A 15521-nucleotide genomic window follows, 5' to 3' on the forward strand; every position below is an offset into this window, starting at 1 on the left:
AGGTGCTGGCCAAGCCGGGTTCGATCACGCCGCACACGCACTTCACGGCTGAAGTGTACGTGCTGAGCAAGGACGAAGGCGGCCGTCACACGCCGTTCTTCAACAACTACCGTCCGCAGTTCTACTTCCGTACGACGGACGTGACGGGCTCGATCGAGCTGCCGAAGGACAAGGAAATGGTCATGCCGGGCGACAACGTGTCGATCACGGTGAAGCTGATCGCTCCGATCGCGATGGAAGAAGGTCTGCGCTTCGCAATCCGCGAAGGTGGCCGTACCGTCGGCGCCGGCGTGGTTGCGAAGATCATCGAGTAATTCGAGTAGAATACTCGGCTCGCTGTAGATGTTGATGTACCCAGGGACCGTTCTCGCGACACCTTGTCACGGGGCGGTCCTGCGCTCTTTATATCGTTTGGCGGCGCAAGTCCGCCTCGCTCTTTTCAAGGAATTGTCATGCAGAACCAAAAGATCCGTATTCGCCTGAAGGCTTTCGACTATCGCCTGATCGACCAGTCGGCTGCTGAAATCGTCGACACGGCGAAGCGGACGGGTGCAATCGTTCGTGGCCCGGTGCCGCTGCCCACGCGCATCCAGCGTTTCGACATCCTGCGTTCGCCGCACGTCAACAAGACGTCGCGCGATCAGCTCGAAATCCGCACGCACCTGCGCCTGATGGACATCGTCGACCCGACGGACAAGACCGTTGACGCGCTGATGAAGCTGGACCTCCCGGCTGGCGTGGACGTCGAAATCAAGCTGCAGTAAGAGTCTCGAGCGCTGCCAGAATCTTCTGGTGGCGCTAAGTCTTTGATTGCTTGCGGAAAACGAAGAAGGACGTTATACTTGACGTCTTTTCGCGCGTTTGCGCAAAAATCGGTGTGTCCCTTTCGAGCCTTTACCTCGAAAACATGCCGGTACTTTGTAAATTAGCCCCGACCAATCGCAGTCGGGAATGGAGAAAACGATGAGCCTTGGACTCGTAGGTCGCAAGGTTGGCATGACCCGTATCTTCACGGCCGAAGGGGATTCGATTCCCGTGACCGTGCTGGACGTGTCCGACAACCGCGTGACGCAGATCAAGACTGTTGAAACCGACGGCTACACGGCCGTGCAGGTTACTTTCGGTACTCGCCGCGCATCGCGCGTGACGAAGCCGCTCGCAGGTCATCTCGCCAAAGCTGGCGTTCAAGCCGGTGAAATCCTCAAGGAATTCCAGATCGACGCCGCTAAGGCCGCCGAACTGTCCGCTGGCGCTGTGATCGGTGTGGAACTCTTCGAAGAAGGCCAGAAGATCGACGTGCAAGGCACCTCGATCGGTAAGGGCTACGCCGGTACCATCAAGCGTTACAACTTCGCTTCGGGTCGTGCTTCGCACGGTAACTCGCGCTCGCACAATGTGCCGGGCTCGATCGGTATGGCGCAGGATCCGGGTCGCGTGTTCCCGGGTAAGCGCATGACCGGTCACATGGGTGACGAAACCGTGACGGTGCAAAACCTCGAAATCGCCCGTATCGACGCAGAGCGCAAGCTGCTGCTGGTCAAGGGTGCCGTCCCGGGTGCAAAGGGCGGCAAGGTTTTCGTGACGCCCGCCGTCAAGGCGCGCGCCAAGAAAGGAGCGCAATAATGGAACTGAAGCTCCTGAACGCTAATGGTCAGGAAGGCGCAGCTGTCAACGCGTCGGACGTCGTGTTCGGCCGTGACTACAACGAAGCGCTGATCCACCAGATCGTTATCGCCTACCAGGCGAACGCGCGCAGCGGTAACCGCGCGCAGAAGGACCGCGAACAGGTCAAGCACACCACCAAGAAGCCGTGGCGTCAGAAGGGTACGGGCCGCGCTCGTGCCGGTATGTCGTCGAGCCCGCTGTGGCGTGGCGGTGGTCGCATCTTCCCGAATTCGCCGGAAGAAAACTTCTCGCACAAGGTCAACAAGAAGATGCATCGCGCAGGTCTCTGCTCGATCTTCTCGCAGCTGGCCCGCGAAGGCCGTATCTCGGTTGTCGAAGAGCTTTCGCTCGAGGCGCCGAAGACGAAGCTGCTGGCCGAAAAGTTCAAGGCCATGGGTCTCGAATCCGTGCTGGTCATCACCGACACGGTCGACGAGAACCTGTATCTCGCGTCGCGCAACCTGCCCCACGTGGCAGTCGTTGAGCCGCGTTTTGCCGACCCGCTCTCGCTGATCTACTTCAAGAAGATCCTGATCACGAAGGCAGCGGTCGCCCAGATCGAGGAGTTGCTGTCATGAGCGAGATTCGCAAGAACGATCATCGTTTGATGCAGGTCCTGCTCGCACCGGTGATCTCCGAAAAGGCGACGCTGGTTGCGGAGAAGAACGAACAAGTCGTCTTCGAAGTCGCGCCGGACGCGAACAAGCAGGAAGTCAAGGCTGCTGTCGAGCTGCTGTTCAAGGTGGAAGTCGAGTCCGTCAACGTGCTGGTCCAGAAGGGCAAAGCCAAGCGCTTTGGCCGCTTCAACGGCAAGCGCAAGGACGTGAAGAAGGCGTATGTCTGCCTGAAGCCCGGCCAGGAAATCAACTTTGAAGCGGAGGCCAAGTAATCATGGCAATCGTGAAAGTTAAGCCGACCTCGCCGGGTCGCCGCGCGATGGTCAAGATCGTCAACAAGGACCTCCATAAGGGCGCGCCGTTCGCGGCACTGCTCGAAAAGAAGTCCTCGACGGCTGGCCGTAACAACAACGGTCGCATCACGACGCGTCACCAGGGTGGTGGTCACAAGCAGCACTACCGTGTGATCGATTTCCGTCGTACGAAGGATGGCATCCCCGCGAAGGTGGAGCGTCTCGAGTATGACCCGAACCGTAGCGCGAACATTGCGCTGGTTCTTTACGCAGACGGCGAGCGCCGCTACATCATCGCGCCGAAGGGCGTGGCGGTTGGCGCGCAGCTGATGTCGGGTTCGGAAGCGCCGATCCGTGCAGGCAACACGCTGCCGATCCGCAACATTCCGGTCGGTACGACGATCCACTGCATCGAAATGCTGCCGGGCAAGGGCGCGCAAATGGCGCGTTCGGCTGGCACGTCGGCAATGCTGCTGGCACGCGAAGGCGTCTACGCGCAGGTTCGTCTGCGTTCGGGCGAAATCCGCCGCGTGCACGTTGAATGCCGCGCAACGATCGGTGAAGTCGGCAACGAAGAGCACAGCCTCCGTCAAATCGGTAAGGCTGGCGCGAACCGCTGGCGCGGTATCCGCCCGACGGTCCGTGGCGTTGCAATGAACCCGGTCGACCACCCGCACGGTGGTGGCGAAGGCAAGACTGCGGCTGGTCGCGACCCGGTGAGCCCGTGGGGCACGCCGACGAAGGGCTATCGCACCCGCAGCAACAAGCGCACGACGAGCATGATCGTCCAGCGCCGTCACAAGCGTTAAGGAGTAGGCAATGGCACGTTCTATTAAGAAAGGTCCGTTCTGCGACGCCCATTTGCTGAAGAAGGTTGAGGCGGCTGCAGCTACGCGCGACAAGAAACCGATCAAGACCTGGTCGCGTCGTTCGACGATTCTGCCGGACTTCATCGGCCTGACGATCGCCGTGCACAACGGCCGTCAACACGTTCCGGTGTATGTCACGGAAAACATGGTCGGCCACAAGCTTGGCGAGTTCGCATTGACCCGTACGTTCAAGGGTCACGCGGCCGACAAGAAGGCCAAGAAATAAGGGGCAATCAAGATGGAAGTGAAGGCAATTCATCGCGGTGCCCGCATCTCGGCGCAGAAAACGCGCCTTGTGGCTGACCAGATCCGCGGTCTGCCGGTCGACAAGGCGCTGAACGTTCTGACGTTCTCGCCGAAGAAAGCGGCTGGCATCGTGAAAAAGGTTGTGCTCTCGGCGATCGCAAACGCGGAACACAACGAAGGTGCTGACATCGACGAGCTCAAGATCAAGAGCATCTACGTCGACAAGGCAGCTTCGCTGAAGCGTTTCACCGCGCGCGCCAAGGGCCGCGGCAACCGCATCGAGAAGCAATCCTGTCACATCACTGTGACGGTCGGGAATTAAGGAGCCATACGATGGGACAGAAAATTCATCCGACTGGCTTCCGTTTGGCCGTCAGCCGCAATTGGGCTTCGCGTTGGTACGCGAACAACAACAATTTCGCGGCGATGTTGAAGGAAGACATCGGTGTTCGTGAATACCTGAAGAAGAAGCTGAAGAACGCTTCGGTGGGCCGTGTTGTGATCGAGCGTCCGGCAAAGAACGCTCGCATCACGATTTACAGCTCGCGTCCGGGTGTGGTGATCGGCAAGAAGGGCGAGGACATCGAACTCCTCAAGGCCGAACTCCAGAAGCGCATGGGCGTTCCGGTTCACGTGAACATCGAAGAAATCCGCAAGCCGGAAACCGATGCTCAACTGATCGCCGATTCGATCACGCAGCAGCTCGAGCGCCGCATCATGTTCCGTCGCGCAATGAAGCGCGCGATGCAGAACGCGATGCGTCTGGGTGCCCAGGGCATCAAGATCATGAGCGCCGGCCGTCTGAACGGTATCGAAATCGCACGTACCGAGTGGTACCGCGAAGGTCGAGTGCCGCTTCACACGCTGCGTGCTGACATCGACTACGCAACCTCGGAAGCGAAGACGACGTACGGCATCATCGGCGTGAAGGTTTGGGTCTACAAGGGCGACACGCTCGGCCGCAACGACGCACCGGTGGTGGAAGAAGTCGCCGAAGAAAAGCGTCCGCGCCGCAACGCGCGTCCGGGCGATCGTCGTCCGCGCCGTGATGGTGAAGGTGCACCGGGTGCCCGTCGTGGCGCACCGCGCCGTGGCGCCGGCGGTGACGGCAAGAGTGGAGAATAACGATGCTGCAACCGAAACGCAGGAAGTATCGCAAAGAGCAGAAGGGTCGTAACACCGGCGTCGCAACGCGCGGCAACGCAGTTTCGTTCGGTGAATACGGTCTGAAGGCTATCGGTCGTGGTCGCCTGACCGCGCGTCAGATTGAAGCAGCGCGTCGTGCAATGACGCGTCACATCAAGCGTGGCGGCCGCATCTGGATCCGTATCTTCCCGGACAAGCCGATCTCGCAAAAGCCGGCGGAAGTGCGTATGGGTAACGGTAAGGGTAACCCTGAGTACTACGTCGCCGAGATTCAGCCGGGCAAGATGCTGTATGAAATGGATGGTGTGTCCGAAGAACTGGCCCGTGAAGCCTTCCGTCTTGCTGCAGCCAAGCTGCCGCTGAAGACGGTCTTCATGGTTCGCCAGCTCGGCGCCTAAGGAGTGATTGATGAAGGCATCTGAACTTCTTCAGAAAGACAAGGCCGCGCTCGACAAAGAGCTGTCGGACCTCTTGAAGGCGCAATTCGGCCTGCGCATGCAACTCGCGACCCAGCAGCTCACGAACACGAGCCAGCTGAAGAAGGTCCGTCGCGACATCGCACGTGTGCGGACCGTCCTGACTCAGAAGGCGAACCAGAAATGAACGAAAGCGTGAAAACCTCGCTTAAGCGGACGCTGGTCGGCAAGGTCGTCAGCAACAAGATGGACAAGACGGTCACCGTCCTGGTCGAGCGCCGCGTCAAGCACCCGATCTACGGCAAGTACGTCGTGCAGTCGAAGAAGTACCACGCTCACGACGAAGCGAACACGTACAACGAGGGTGACCTCGTTGAAATCCAGGAAACCCGTCCTCTCTCGAAGACGAAGGCCTGGACCGTGTCGAAGCTGATCGAAGCAGCACGCGTCATCTAAAAGTGACGCAACACCCCGGGGAGCCAGTTCCCGGGGTGTAGAAGTAGTTGAAATCGCTAAAGATTTCGCTTGCGAGGCCAAGATTGTCTGGTTATAATCTTGGTCTTCCCTCCTTTCAGGTTTGCTGTTGGCAAAGCAGCAGGCGGATGTGGGTGGGGAAGCAGATTCGGGCGCCAGTCCGGGTTAGCAAGATTCACCGGAATGCGATGGCCGGTTTCGTTTGCCGTCGCTGCTGTTCTTACCCAAGCAGCTGAGCGGTCGTTCTAGTGGCGGCGCGGCTGACGGGACCAAGACTGACCGGATGTGCCATGGTGGCGCGACCGGATTAAGTTGGGAAAGATAAACCATGATCCAGACCGAAACTCGGCTTGAAGTGGCCGACAACACGGGTGCACGCGAAGTCCTGTGCATCAAGGTGCTCGGCGGCTCGAAGCGTCGTTATGCCAGCATTGGCGACATCATCAAGGTGAGCGTCAAGGAAGCAACGCCGCGCGGGCGCGTTAAAAAGGGCGAAATCTACAACGCTGTTGTGGTTCGCACTGCGAAGGGCGTGCGCCGTCAAGACGGCTCGCTGATCAAGTTCGATGGCAACGCCGCCGTGCTTTTGAATACCAAGCTTGAGCCGATCGGCACCCGCATTTTCGGGCCGGTTACGCGTGAGCTGCGTAGCGAACGATTCATGAAGATCGTTTCGCTGGCGCCGGAAGTGCTGTAAGGAGTCGCGATGAACAAGATTCGCAAGGGTGACGAAGTTATCGTCATCACCGGTAAAGACAAAGGCAAGCGCGGCGTCGTGCTGGCTATGGGCGACGAGCGCGTCACTGTCGAAGGCGTCAATATCGTCAAGAAGCACGTGAAGCCGAACCCGATGAAGGGTACGACGGGCGGTGTGGAAGCCAAGACGATGCCGCTGCAGATTTCGAACGTCGCACTGGTCGACGCGAACGGTAAGCCGTCGCGCGTGGGCATCAAGGTCGAAGGGGACAAGAAAGTTCGTTTCCTGAAGACGACCGGTGCTGTTCTGAGCGCCTGACGCTGCGGAGTAAAAAATGGCACGTTTGCAAGAATTTTATAAAGAGAAGGTCGTTCCTGGCCTGATCGAGAAGTTCGGTTACAAGTCGGTCATGGAAGTGCCGCGCCTCACCAAGATCACCCTGAACATGGGTGTCGGTGAAGCCGTCGCTGACAAGAAGGTCCTCGAGCACGCCGTTGGCGACCTCACGAAGATCGCCGGCCAAAAGCCCGTCATCACGAAGTCGCGTAAAGCAATCGCCGGCTTCAAGATCCGCGAAAGCTACCCGATCGGCACGATGGTTACCCTGCGTGGCAATGCCATGTACGAATTCCTGGACCGTTTCGTGACGGTTGCGCTCCCCCGTGTGCGCGACTTCCGTGGCGTGTCGGGCAAGGCGTTCGACGGCCGTGGTAACTACAACATCGGTGTGAAAGAGCAGATTATTTTCCCCGAAATCGACTACGACAAGATCGACGCGCTGCGTGGGCTGAACATCAGCATCACGACGACCGCGAAGACCGACGAAGAAGCAAAGGCACTGCTCGCCGGCTTCAAGTTCCCGTTCAGAAACTGAGGTTACCGTGGCTAAACTGGCACTGATCGAACGTGAAAAGAAGCGCGCTCGTCTGGCAGCGAAATTTGCGCCGAAGCGCGCATCGCTGAAGGCGATCATCGACGACCAAAGCAAGTCGGAAGAAGAGCGTTACGCAGCTCGCCTCGAACTGCAACAACTGCCCCGCAACTCGAACCCGACCCGCAAGCGTAACCGCTGCGCGATCACGGGTCGTCCGCGTGGCACGTTCCGCAAATTCGGTCTCGCACGTAACAAGATTCGTGAAATCGCGTTCCGTGGTGAGATCCCTGGCATCACCAAGGCGAGCTGGTAATAGGAGAAACATAAATGAGCATGAGTGATCCTATCGCCGATATGCTGACTCGCATCCGCAATGCGCAGATGGTCGAGAAGGTTTCGGTTGCTATGCCCTCGTCGAAAGTGAAGATTGCGATTGCGCAGGTTCTGAAGGACGAAGGTTATATCGACGACTTCGCGGTGAAAACCGAAGGTGCGAAGTCGGAATTGAACATCGCGTTGAAGTACTACGCTGGCCGTCCCGTTATCGAGCGCATCGAACGCGTCTCGAAGCCGGGTCTGCGCGTGTACCGCGGCCGCAACGACATCCCGCAGGTCATGAATGGCCTGGGCGTTGCGATCGTGTCGACGCCCAAGGGTGTGATGACGGACCGCAAGGCGCGCGCTACTGGCGTCGGCGGCGAAGTTATCTGCTACGTCGCTTAAGGCCTAAGGAGAAGAAACATGTCTCGAGTAGGTAAGAGCCCGGTCGCGCTGCAAGGCGCAGAAGCGACGCTCAGCGACGAGAAGATTACCGTCAAGGGCGCGCTGGGTACGATTTCGCAAGCCGCGAACCGCCTCGTGAAGGTGGTGAACGACAACGGCACGCTCAAGTTTGAGCCGACCGACGACAGCCGCGAAGCCAATGCGATGTCGGGCACGATGCGCGCGATCGTCGCGAACATGGTGCAAGGCGTGACGAAGGGTTTTGAGCGCAAGCTGACGCTGGTTGGCGTTGGTTATCGTGCTCAAGCGCAAGGCGACAAGCTGAACCTGTCGCTGGGTTTCTCGCACCCCGTGGTGCACCAGATGCCGGAAGGCATCAAGGCCGAAACCCCGTCGCAAACGGAAATCGTGATCAAGGGGATCGACAAGCAGAAAGTCGGCCAAACCGCTGCAGAAGTGCGCGGTTATCGCCCGCCTGAGCCCTACAAGGGCAAGGGTGTGCGTTACGCCGACGAGGTCGTGATCCTCAAAGAAACGAAGAAGAAGTAAGGGTGCGCAATCATGGATAAGACTCAATCTCGCCTGCGCCGCGCTCGTCAGACGCGTCTCAAGATCGCTGAGCTGCAGGTCGCGCGTCTGGCCGTGCATCGCACGAACACGCACATCTATGCGCAAGTGTTCTCGCCCTGCGGCACCAAGGTGCTGGCCAGCGCGTCGACGCTTGAAGCTGAAGTGCGTGCGCAACTGGCTGACCAGTCGGGCAAGGGCGGCAACGTCGCCGCTGCCTCGCTGATCGGCAAGCGTATTGCAGAAAAGGCTAAGGCCGCCGGCATCGAATCCGTCGCCTTTGACCGCTCGGGTTTCCGCTATCACGGCCGCGTCAAGGCGCTGGCTGATGCTGCGCGCGAAGCCGGGCTCAAGTTCTAAGGAAGGAATTCGTCATGGCAAAGATGCAAGCGAAAGTTCAGGCTGACGAACGCGACGACGGCCTTCGCGAAAAAATGATTTCGGTCAATCGCGTGACCAAGGTCGTGAAGGGTGGCCGTATTCTCGGCTTCGCCGCACTGACCGTGGTTGGTGACGGTGATGGCCGCGTCGGTATGGGCAAGGGCAAGTCGAAGGAAGTGCCCGTTGCTGTCCAGAAGGCGATGGAACAAGCTCGCCGCAACATGTTCAAGGTGCCCCTGAAGAACGGCACCCTGCAACACGAAGTGCACGGCAAGCACGGCGCATCGGTCGTCCTCCTCGCTCCGGCGAAGGCAGGTACGGGCGTGATCGCCGGCGGCCCGATGCGCGCAGTGTTCGACGTGATGGGCGTGCAGAACGTCGTGGCCAAGAGCCACGGTTCGACGAACCCGTACAACCTCGTTCGTGCCACGCTGGACGGTCTGCGCAAGCAGTCGACCCCGGCTGACATCGCGGCGAAGCGCGGCAAGTCCGTCGAAGACATTCTGGGCTAAGGGTGGGCACCATGTCTGAAAAAACTGTCAAGGTTCAGCTCGTCAAGAGCCTGATTGGGACCCGCGAAACGCACCGCGCCACCGTGCGCGGTCTCGGCCTGCGCCGCCTGAACTCGGTCTCCGAGCTGCAGGACACGCCGGCTGTGCGCGGCATGATCAACAAGGTCTCGTACCTCGTCAAGGTCATCGGCTAAGCGCTCGACCAGGACTCCAGGAGTTGAAAATGGAATTGAATAACCTGAAGCCGGCAGAAGGCGCGAAGCACGCTAAGCGTCGCGTCGGTCGCGGCATCGGCTCCGGCCTCGGCAAGACCGCTGGCCGTGGTCACAAGGGTCAGAAATCGCGTTCGGGCGGCTTCCACAAGGTTGGCTTCGAAGGCGGTCAAATGCCGCTGCAGCGTCGTCTGCCGAAGCGCGGCTTCACCTCGCTGACGAAGGAATTCGTCGGTGAAGTGCGCCTCGCCGACATCGAGAAGCTGCCGGTCGACGAAATCGATCTGCTGGCTCTCAAGCAGGCAGGCCTCGTGGGCGAACTGACCCGTAGCGCAAAGATCATCGCCACCGGCGAGATCAAGCGCAAGGTCGTCGTGAAGGGTCTGGGTGCGACGAAGAATGCGCGTGCTGCGATTGAAGCAGTAGGCGGTTCTTTTGCCGAGTGATTGTGAGTGGTGCGCGCGGGCTTGCCCGCCGTCACTAACATCTGCATCGGAGAAGGTACTTGGCTAACAGCCCGAGTCTCGCAAAAACCGGTCGCAGCGCACCGAAGTTCGGCGACCTGCGCCGGCGTGCAGTGTTCCTGCTGCTGGCGTTGGTCGTTTATCGTATCGGCGCGCATATTCCGGTTCCGGGTATCGATCCGGACCAACTGGCGAAGCTCTTCCAGAGCCAGTCGGGCGGCATCCTTGGCATGTTCAACATGTTCTCGGGTGGCGCACTGTCGCGGTTCACGATCTTCGCGCTGGGTGTGATGCCGTATATCTCGGCGTCGATCATCCTGCAGCTGATGGCAATTGTTTCGCCGCAGCTGGAAGCGTTGAAGAAAGAAGGGCAGGCTGGGCAACGCAAGATCACGCAGTACACGCGGATCTTCACGGTGGTGCTGGCGACGTTTCAGGCGTTCGGCATCGCGGTCGCGCTGGAAAACCAGCCCGGCCTCGTGATCGATCCGGGCATGGTGTTCCGCTTGACGACGGTCGTGACGCTCGTAACGGGCACGATGTTCCTGATGTGGCTTGGTGAGCAGATCACGGAACGCGGGCTTGGCAACGGTATCTCGATCATCATCTTCGGCGGGATCGCGGCAGGCTTCCCGAATGCGCTCGGTGGTCTTTTCGAACTGGTTCGCACCGGCTCGATGAGCATCATCTCGGCGATCATCGTGGTCGTTCTGATCGCAGCCGTGACGTACCTGGTGGTGTTCATCGAACGCGGCCAGCGCAAGATCCTCGTGAACTATGCGAAGCGTCAGGTCGGTAACAAGATTTACGGCGGGCAGTCGTCCCACCTGCCGCTCAAGCTGAACATGTCGGGTGTGATTCCGCCGATCTTCGCGTCGTCGATCATCCTGTTCCCGGCAACTATCCTGAACTGGTTCAGTTCGGGGTCGCGAACCGGCTGGTTTGCGGACACGCTGCACAATGTGGCCGAAGCCCTCAAGCCTGGCCAGCCCGTGTACGTGTTGCTGTACGCGTTGGCGATCGTGTTCTTCTGCTTCTTCTACACCGCACTGGTGTTCAACAGCAGGGAAACGGCCGACAACCTGAAGAAGAGTGGCGCGTTCGTACCTGGCATCCGCCCGGGCGATCAGACGGCACGCTATATCGACCGCATCCTCACGCGTCTGACGCTGGCCGGTGCGATCTATATCGTGTTCGTTTGCCTGCTGCCGGAGTTTCTGGTGCTGCGCTGGAATGTGCCGTTTTATTTTGGTGGAACGTCGCTGCTGATCATTGTCGTCGTCACAATGGACTTCATGGCGCAGGTGCAGTCGTACGTGATGTCGCAACAATATGAATCGCTGCTCAAGAAGGCCAACTTCAAGGGCGGCGGCGTCCCGATGCGTTGAAAGGACCTATGGCCAAAGACGATGTAATCCAGATGCAAGGCGAGGTGATCGAAAACCTCCCCAACGCAACCTTCCGGGTGAAGCTGGAAAACGGCCATGTCGTTCTGGGACATATTTCCGGAAAGATGCGGATGCACTACATCCGCATTCTCCCGGGCGACAAGGTGACGGTTGAGTTGACGCCTTACGATCTGTCGCGTGCGCGGATCGTGTTCCGGGCGAAGTGATTTAGGAAAAAGGGTAATATCATGAAAGTGATGGCATCGGTAAAGCGCATTTGCCGCAACTGCAAAATCATCAAGCGCAACGGCGTCGTTCGCGTGATCTGCAGCTCGGACCCGCGCCACAAGCAGCGCCAAGGCTGATTAGCGCGCTTGCGCTTTTTGTTTGAGGAAAAACAATGGCTCGTATTGCAGGGGTTAACATCCCGAACCACCAGCACACTGAAATCGGCCTGACGGCAATTTTCGGTGTTGGCCGCACGCGTTCGCGCAACATCTGCGTGTCCGCCGGTGTGCCGTTCAACAAGAAGGTCAAGGACCTGAACGACGCGGATCTGGAAAAGCTGCGTGAGGAAGTGGGCAAGTTTGTCGTCGAAGGCGATCTCCGCCGTGAAGTGACGATGAACATCAAGCGCCTGATGGACCTCGGCTGCTACCGCGGCGTGCGCCATCGCAAGGGCCTGCCCCTGCGTGGCCAGCGTACGCGTACCAACGCACGTACGCGTAAGGGTCCGCGCCGCGCAGCACAGTCGCTGAAGAAGTAAGCGGAACTGAAAGTTACAGGAAAACGTAATGGCTAAGGCTTCGAACAACTCCGCGGCGCAACGCGTTCGCAAGAAGGTTAAGAAGAACGTCGCCGAGGGCGTGGTTCACGTTCACGCGTCGTTCAACAACACCATCATCACGATCACCGACCGTCAAGGCAACGCGCTTGCCTGGGCAACGTCGGGCGGTCAGGGCTTCAAGGGCTCGCGTAAGTCGACGCCCTTCGCAGCTCAGGTCGCAGCCGAATCGGCTGGCCGCGTGGCGATGGAATACGGCGTCAAGAACCTCGAAGTGCGGATCAAGGGCCCCGGTCCTGGCCGCGAATCGGCGGTGCGCGCGCTGCATGGTCTTGGCATCAAGATCACCGCGATCTCCGACGTGACGCCGGTTCCGCACAACGGCTGCCGTCCGCCGAAGCGCCGCCGCATCTAAGGCGTCGTTTTAGCCGAATGCCTGAGCCGCCGGAAACGGCGACCCAGGCTCTCGGCGTTAATGAATTGACTAAGCCCACCGTTCGGCCCAAAGGGCCGGACTAGCGCGATACCGCGGGTTTTCCCACTGAGGTTTCGCGTGATCAATTATCGAAGGAAAGCAACGTGGCACGTTATATCGGCCCGAAGGCCAAGCTGTCCCGCCGTGAAGGCACTGACCTCTTCCTGAAGAGCGCACGCCGCTCGCTCGCCGACAAGTGCAAGCTCGACAGCAAGCCGGGTCAGCACGGCCGCACCTCGGGCGCCCGCACGTCCGACTACGGCACGCAGCTTCGCGAAAAGCAAAAAGTGAAGCGCATCTACGGCGTGCTCGAGCGCCAGTTCCGCCGCTACTTCGCGGAAGCTGACCGCATCAAGGGCAACACCGGCGAAAACCTGCTGCAACTGCTCGAATCGCGTCTCGACAACGTCGTGTACCGCATGGGCTTCGCATCGACCCGCGCCGAAGCGCGCCAGCTCGTGAGCCACAAGGCTCTCACGCTGAACGGCGTCGTCGCGAACATCCCGTCGATGCAAGTGAAGGCTGGCGACGTCGTCGCGATTCGCGAAAAGGCGAAGAAGCAGGCGCGTATCGTCGAAGCCCTCTCGCTCGCAGAGCAAGGCGGCATGGCAGGTTGGGTGTCGGTCGACGCGAAGAAGTTCGAAGGCACGTTCAAGGGCATGCCTGAGCGCAGCGACATCGCTGGCGACATCAACGAAAGCCTGATCGTCGAATTGTATTCGCGGTAATCGGATTGACGGCCGGGGTAACCTCTGTGCTTCGCGCAGGAGGCGGCCTCGGCCGTTTTTTTCAGGTTGTTGCCATCTCAGCCTTATCGGTGTAACGAGCCGAGGGTATTGAAAAGGAAAACCTATGCAAACCAGTTTGTTGAAACCCAAGATCATCGCTGTGGAATCGCTCGGCGACAACCACGCGAAAGTGGTCATGGAGCCGTTCGAACGCGGTTATGGCCACACCTTGGGTAACGCGCTCCGGCGCGTGCTGCTGTCGTCGATGGTGGGCTACGCGCCGACCGAAGTGACGATCGCAGGCGTCGTGCACGAATACTCGACGCTCGATGGTGTGCAAGAGGATGTGGTCAACCTGCTGCTGAACCTGAAGGGTGTCGTTTTCAAGTTGCATAACCGTGACGAAGTGACGGTTACGCTGCGCAAGGAAGGCGAAGGCGTTGTCACCGCTGGCGACATCGAACTCTCGCACGACTGCGAAGTGATCAACCCGGATCACGTGGTTGCGCATCTGACGAAGGGCGGCAAGCTCGACGTGCAGATCAAGATCGAAAAGGGCCGTGGCTACGTGCCTGGCAACGTGCGTCGTTACGGCGAAGAGTCGGCCAAGATCATCGGTCGCATCGTGCTGGACGCGTCGTTCTCGCCGGTTCGCCGCGTGAGCTACGCCGTGGAAAGCGCGCGTGTCGAACAGCGTACCGACCTCGACAAGCTCGTGATGAACATCGAAACCAACGGCGTGATCTCGCCTGAGGAAGCGATCCGCCAGTCGGCCCGCATCCTCGTGGATCAGCTGTCGGTGTTCGCGGCGCTGGAAGGTACGGAAACGGCCGCGGAAGCGCCTTCGCGCGCCCCGCAGATCGACCCGATCCTGCTGCGTCCGGTGGACGATCTCGAACTCACGGTTCGCTCGGCGAACTGCCTGAAGGCCGAGAACATCTACTACATCGGCGATCTGATCCAGCGCACCGAGAACGAACTGCTCAAGACCCCGAACCTGGGTCGCAAGTCGCTCAACGAGATCAAGGAAGTGCTCGCTTCGCGCGGTCTCACGCTCGGCATGAAGCTCGAAAACTGGCCGCCGGCTGGTCTCGACAAGTAAGAAGTCTGGCACGGACGCGGATTTTCCTTTAAAATCCGCGTCTTGCCTTTTTCACATACCGGCCCGTGCCTTGGTCGGGGTTGCCAAACCCGCGAGGCGATAGAAGAGCTGGACCAAAACTTTGTTTCAAGGAAATTGAAATGCGTCACCGTCATGGTCTGCGGAAACTGAACCGCACGAGCAGCCACCGTCTGGCAATGCTCCGTAACATGTCCAACTCGCTCATCGAGCACGAAGTCATCAAGACGACGCTGCCGAAGGCGAAGGAACTCCGTAAGGTTGTCGAGCCCCTCATCACGCTGGGCAAGAAGCCGTCGCTCGCAAACCGTCGTCTGGCGTTCAACCGCCTGCGCGATCGTGACTCGGTCACGAAGCTGTTCGACGTGCTCGGTCCGCGTTTCGCGAACCGTCCGGGCGGCTACCTGCGTATCCTGAAGTTCGGTTTCCGTGTTGGCGACAACGCTCCGATGGCACTGGTCGAACTGCTCGACCGTCCGGAAGTCGCGGAAGAGAACATCCAGGAAGCGGAATAAGCTTTCCGTCGCTTGATCCCCGGATTGAGCGGCACGCAAAAAAGCCAGGCCTAGCCTTAATGCCGTTCAGTTAAGGTCCCGTTTCAGGTACCGAACGGTGTAGCGGAAAGGTCTGGACTTGACGGCCCGTGCGCAAGAGCGCCCGGGCCGTTTTTCGTTGGCAAGCTGCTTGAGCCGCTCGCGCAGGCGCACGAGCAGCGCAGGAAGTTTGCCGTACGAGCGGGTCACGGCTGCCCATGACATCTCATACTGAATCGTGTGAAACGCGCGGATGAAGCTCAGGTCCTCGGGGGCGCGTCCGGCCTCAAGCGCGGCCTTCGCCACCTCCAGCCGGATCAGGTTGTAGGCAATCAGG

General features: G+C 59.5%; 29 protein-coding genes and 2 pseudogenes. 30 read left to right on the top strand and 1 reads right to left on the bottom strand.

The window, feature by feature from the left end; all coding sequences use genetic code 11:
• The 30 genes and pseudogenes from tuf to rplQ form a co-directional block, all read left to right on the top strand.
• Positions 1-314 (top strand): annotated as a pseudogene (tuf, locus tag M3A49_RS40265) (elongation factor Tu); the annotation flags it as partial.
• A gap of 138 nt (positions 315-452) precedes the next feature.
• Entirely contained in the window at positions 453-764 is a 312-nt protein-coding gene (gene rpsJ / locus M3A49_RS40270; protein WP_017777154.1) for a 30S ribosomal protein S10, read from the top strand.
• A gap of 199 nt (positions 765-963) precedes the next feature.
• The gene (rplC, locus tag M3A49_RS40275; protein ID WP_028206511.1) at positions 964-1623 is read left to right on the top strand and encodes a 50S ribosomal protein L3; all 660 of its coding nucleotides are present in this window, start codon (positions 964-966) and stop codon (positions 1621-1623) included.
• Positions 1623-2243, top strand: a complete 621-nt coding sequence (gene rplD / locus M3A49_RS40280; protein WP_028206512.1) for a 50S ribosomal protein L4 — start codon at positions 1623-1625, stop codon at positions 2241-2243. Before rplC ends, rplD begins: the two co-directional genes overlap by 1 nt.
• Positions 2240-2554 carry a 50S ribosomal protein L23 gene (rplW, locus tag M3A49_RS40285; protein ID WP_028206513.1) on the top strand — a complete coding sequence of 105 codons (315 nt, stop codon included), beginning with the start codon at positions 2240-2242 and terminating at the stop codon, positions 2552-2554. The genes rplD and rplW overlap by 4 nt, the downstream gene beginning before the upstream one ends.
• A gap of 2 nt (positions 2555-2556) precedes the next feature.
• Entirely contained in the window at positions 2557-3384 is an 828-nt protein-coding gene (gene rplB, locus M3A49_RS40290) for a 50S ribosomal protein L2 (RefSeq protein ID WP_266233757.1), read from the top strand.
• 10 nt (positions 3385-3394) lie between these two features.
• Positions 3395-3670 (top strand): 30S ribosomal protein S19, encoded by a 276-nt coding sequence (gene rpsS / locus M3A49_RS40295; protein WP_027797286.1) that lies wholly within the window; start codon positions 3395-3397, stop codon positions 3668-3670.
• Between the two features lie 12 nt (positions 3671-3682).
• Positions 3683-4012 carry a 50S ribosomal protein L22 gene (gene rplV, locus M3A49_RS40300; protein ID WP_004199272.1) on the top strand — a complete coding sequence of 110 codons (330 nt, stop codon included), beginning with the start codon at positions 3683-3685 and terminating at the stop codon, positions 4010-4012.
• An 11-nt stretch (positions 4013-4023) separates the two neighbouring features.
• Positions 4024-4815 (top strand): 30S ribosomal protein S3, encoded by a 792-nt coding sequence (gene rpsC, locus M3A49_RS40305; RefSeq protein ID WP_027797287.1) that lies wholly within the window; start codon positions 4024-4026, stop codon positions 4813-4815.
• A 2-nt stretch (positions 4816-4817) separates the two neighbouring features.
• Complete coding sequence (gene rplP / locus M3A49_RS40310) at positions 4818-5234, top strand: 50S ribosomal protein L16 (protein ID WP_027797288.1); 417 nt, start codon at positions 4818-4820, stop codon at positions 5232-5234.
• Positions 5235-5244: 10 nt separating this feature from the next.
• Positions 5245-5439, top strand: coding sequence for a 50S ribosomal protein L29 (rpmC, locus tag M3A49_RS40315; RefSeq protein ID WP_028206515.1), 195 nt, complete (start codon positions 5245-5247; stop codon positions 5437-5439).
• Entirely contained in the window at positions 5436-5708 is a 273-nt protein-coding gene (rpsQ, locus tag M3A49_RS40320; RefSeq protein ID WP_028206516.1) for a 30S ribosomal protein S17, read from the top strand. The genes rpmC and rpsQ overlap by 4 nt, the downstream gene beginning before the upstream one ends.
• Positions 5709-6054: 346 nt before the next feature.
• Positions 6055-6423: a 50S ribosomal protein L14 gene (gene rplN / locus M3A49_RS40325; protein ID WP_028206517.1), complete on the top strand. Its 369-nt coding sequence runs from the start codon at positions 6055-6057 to the stop codon at positions 6421-6423.
• 9 nt (positions 6424-6432) lie between these two features.
• Positions 6433-6741, top strand: coding sequence for a 50S ribosomal protein L24 (gene rplX, locus M3A49_RS40330; protein ID WP_028206518.1), 309 nt, complete (start codon positions 6433-6435; stop codon positions 6739-6741).
• 16 nt (positions 6742-6757) lie between these two features.
• A complete protein-coding gene (gene rplE, locus M3A49_RS40335; protein ID WP_028206519.1) occupies positions 6758-7297 on the top strand; it encodes a 50S ribosomal protein L5 in 540 nt (179 codons plus the stop codon).
• A 7-nt stretch (positions 7298-7304) separates the two neighbouring features.
• Positions 7305-7610, top strand: coding sequence for a 30S ribosomal protein S14 (gene rpsN, locus M3A49_RS40340; protein ID WP_028206520.1), 306 nt, complete (start codon positions 7305-7307; stop codon positions 7608-7610).
• Positions 7611-7624: 14 nt separating this feature from the next.
• Positions 7625-8020, top strand: a complete 396-nt coding sequence (gene rpsH / locus M3A49_RS40345) for a 30S ribosomal protein S8 (protein ID WP_027819345.1) — start codon at positions 7625-7627, stop codon at positions 8018-8020.
• Between the two features lie 18 nt (positions 8021-8038).
• A complete protein-coding gene (gene rplF, locus M3A49_RS40350; protein ID WP_254356246.1) occupies positions 8039-8569 on the top strand; it encodes a 50S ribosomal protein L6 in 531 nt (176 codons plus the stop codon).
• A gap of 12 nt (positions 8570-8581) precedes the next feature.
• On the top strand, positions 8582-8947 hold the full coding sequence (gene rplR / locus M3A49_RS40355; protein ID WP_027819343.1) for a 50S ribosomal protein L18: 366 nt from the start codon (positions 8582-8584) through the stop codon (positions 8945-8947).
• 14 nt (positions 8948-8961) lie between these two features.
• A complete protein-coding gene (gene rpsE, locus M3A49_RS40360; RefSeq protein WP_028206522.1) occupies positions 8962-9480 on the top strand; it encodes a 30S ribosomal protein S5 in 519 nt (172 codons plus the stop codon).
• A gap of 11 nt (positions 9481-9491) precedes the next feature.
• Complete coding sequence (gene rpmD, locus M3A49_RS40365; RefSeq protein ID WP_010106952.1) at positions 9492-9674, top strand: 50S ribosomal protein L30; 183 nt, start codon at positions 9492-9494, stop codon at positions 9672-9674.
• Between the two features lie 29 nt (positions 9675-9703).
• Entirely contained in the window at positions 9704-10138 is a 435-nt protein-coding gene (gene rplO / locus M3A49_RS40370; RefSeq protein ID WP_266233765.1) for a 50S ribosomal protein L15, read from the top strand.
• Between the two features lie 59 nt (positions 10139-10197).
• Positions 10198-11544: a preprotein translocase subunit SecY gene (secY, locus tag M3A49_RS40375; protein WP_028206524.1), complete on the top strand. Its 1347-nt coding sequence runs from the start codon at positions 10198-10200 to the stop codon at positions 11542-11544.
• A gap of 8 nt (positions 11545-11552) precedes the next feature.
• The gene (gene infA / locus M3A49_RS40380) at positions 11553-11771 is read left to right on the top strand and encodes a translation initiation factor IF-1 (protein ID WP_004521905.1); all 219 of its coding nucleotides are present in this window, start codon (positions 11553-11555) and stop codon (positions 11769-11771) included.
• A gap of 21 nt (positions 11772-11792) precedes the next feature.
• Positions 11793-11909 carry a 50S ribosomal protein L36 gene (gene rpmJ / locus M3A49_RS40385; protein WP_027819338.1) on the top strand — a complete coding sequence of 39 codons (117 nt, stop codon included), beginning with the start codon at positions 11793-11795 and terminating at the stop codon, positions 11907-11909.
• A gap of 35 nt (positions 11910-11944) precedes the next feature.
• A complete protein-coding gene (gene rpsM / locus M3A49_RS40390; RefSeq protein ID WP_028206525.1) occupies positions 11945-12310 on the top strand; it encodes a 30S ribosomal protein S13 in 366 nt (121 codons plus the stop codon).
• 28 nt (positions 12311-12338) lie between these two features.
• Positions 12339-12743 carry a 30S ribosomal protein S11 gene (gene rpsK, locus M3A49_RS40395; RefSeq protein WP_006052224.1) on the top strand — a complete coding sequence of 135 codons (405 nt, stop codon included), beginning with the start codon at positions 12339-12341 and terminating at the stop codon, positions 12741-12743.
• Positions 12744-12907: 164 nt separating this feature from the next.
• Complete coding sequence (gene rpsD, locus M3A49_RS40400) at positions 12908-13531, top strand: 30S ribosomal protein S4 (RefSeq protein ID WP_158758789.1); 624 nt, start codon at positions 12908-12910, stop codon at positions 13529-13531.
• A gap of 124 nt (positions 13532-13655) precedes the next feature.
• Entirely contained in the window at positions 13656-14633 is a 978-nt protein-coding gene (locus M3A49_RS40405) for a DNA-directed RNA polymerase subunit alpha (protein ID WP_069268218.1), read from the top strand.
• A 140-nt stretch (positions 14634-14773) separates the two neighbouring features.
• Positions 14774-15166, top strand: coding sequence for a 50S ribosomal protein L17 (gene rplQ, locus M3A49_RS40410; protein ID WP_028206528.1), 393 nt, complete (start codon positions 14774-14776; stop codon positions 15164-15166).
• A 66-nt stretch (positions 15167-15232) separates the two neighbouring features.
• Here rplQ and M3A49_RS40415 read toward each other — a convergent pair.
• A pseudogene (locus tag M3A49_RS40415) lies at positions 15233-15521 on the bottom strand (DDE transposase); the annotation flags it as partial.

The sequence above is a fragment of the Paraburkholderia sp. CNPSo 3076 genome (genome assembly GCF_026343935.1).
Classification (GTDB): domain Bacteria; phylum Pseudomonadota; class Gammaproteobacteria; order Burkholderiales; family Burkholderiaceae; genus Paraburkholderia; species Paraburkholderia nodosa.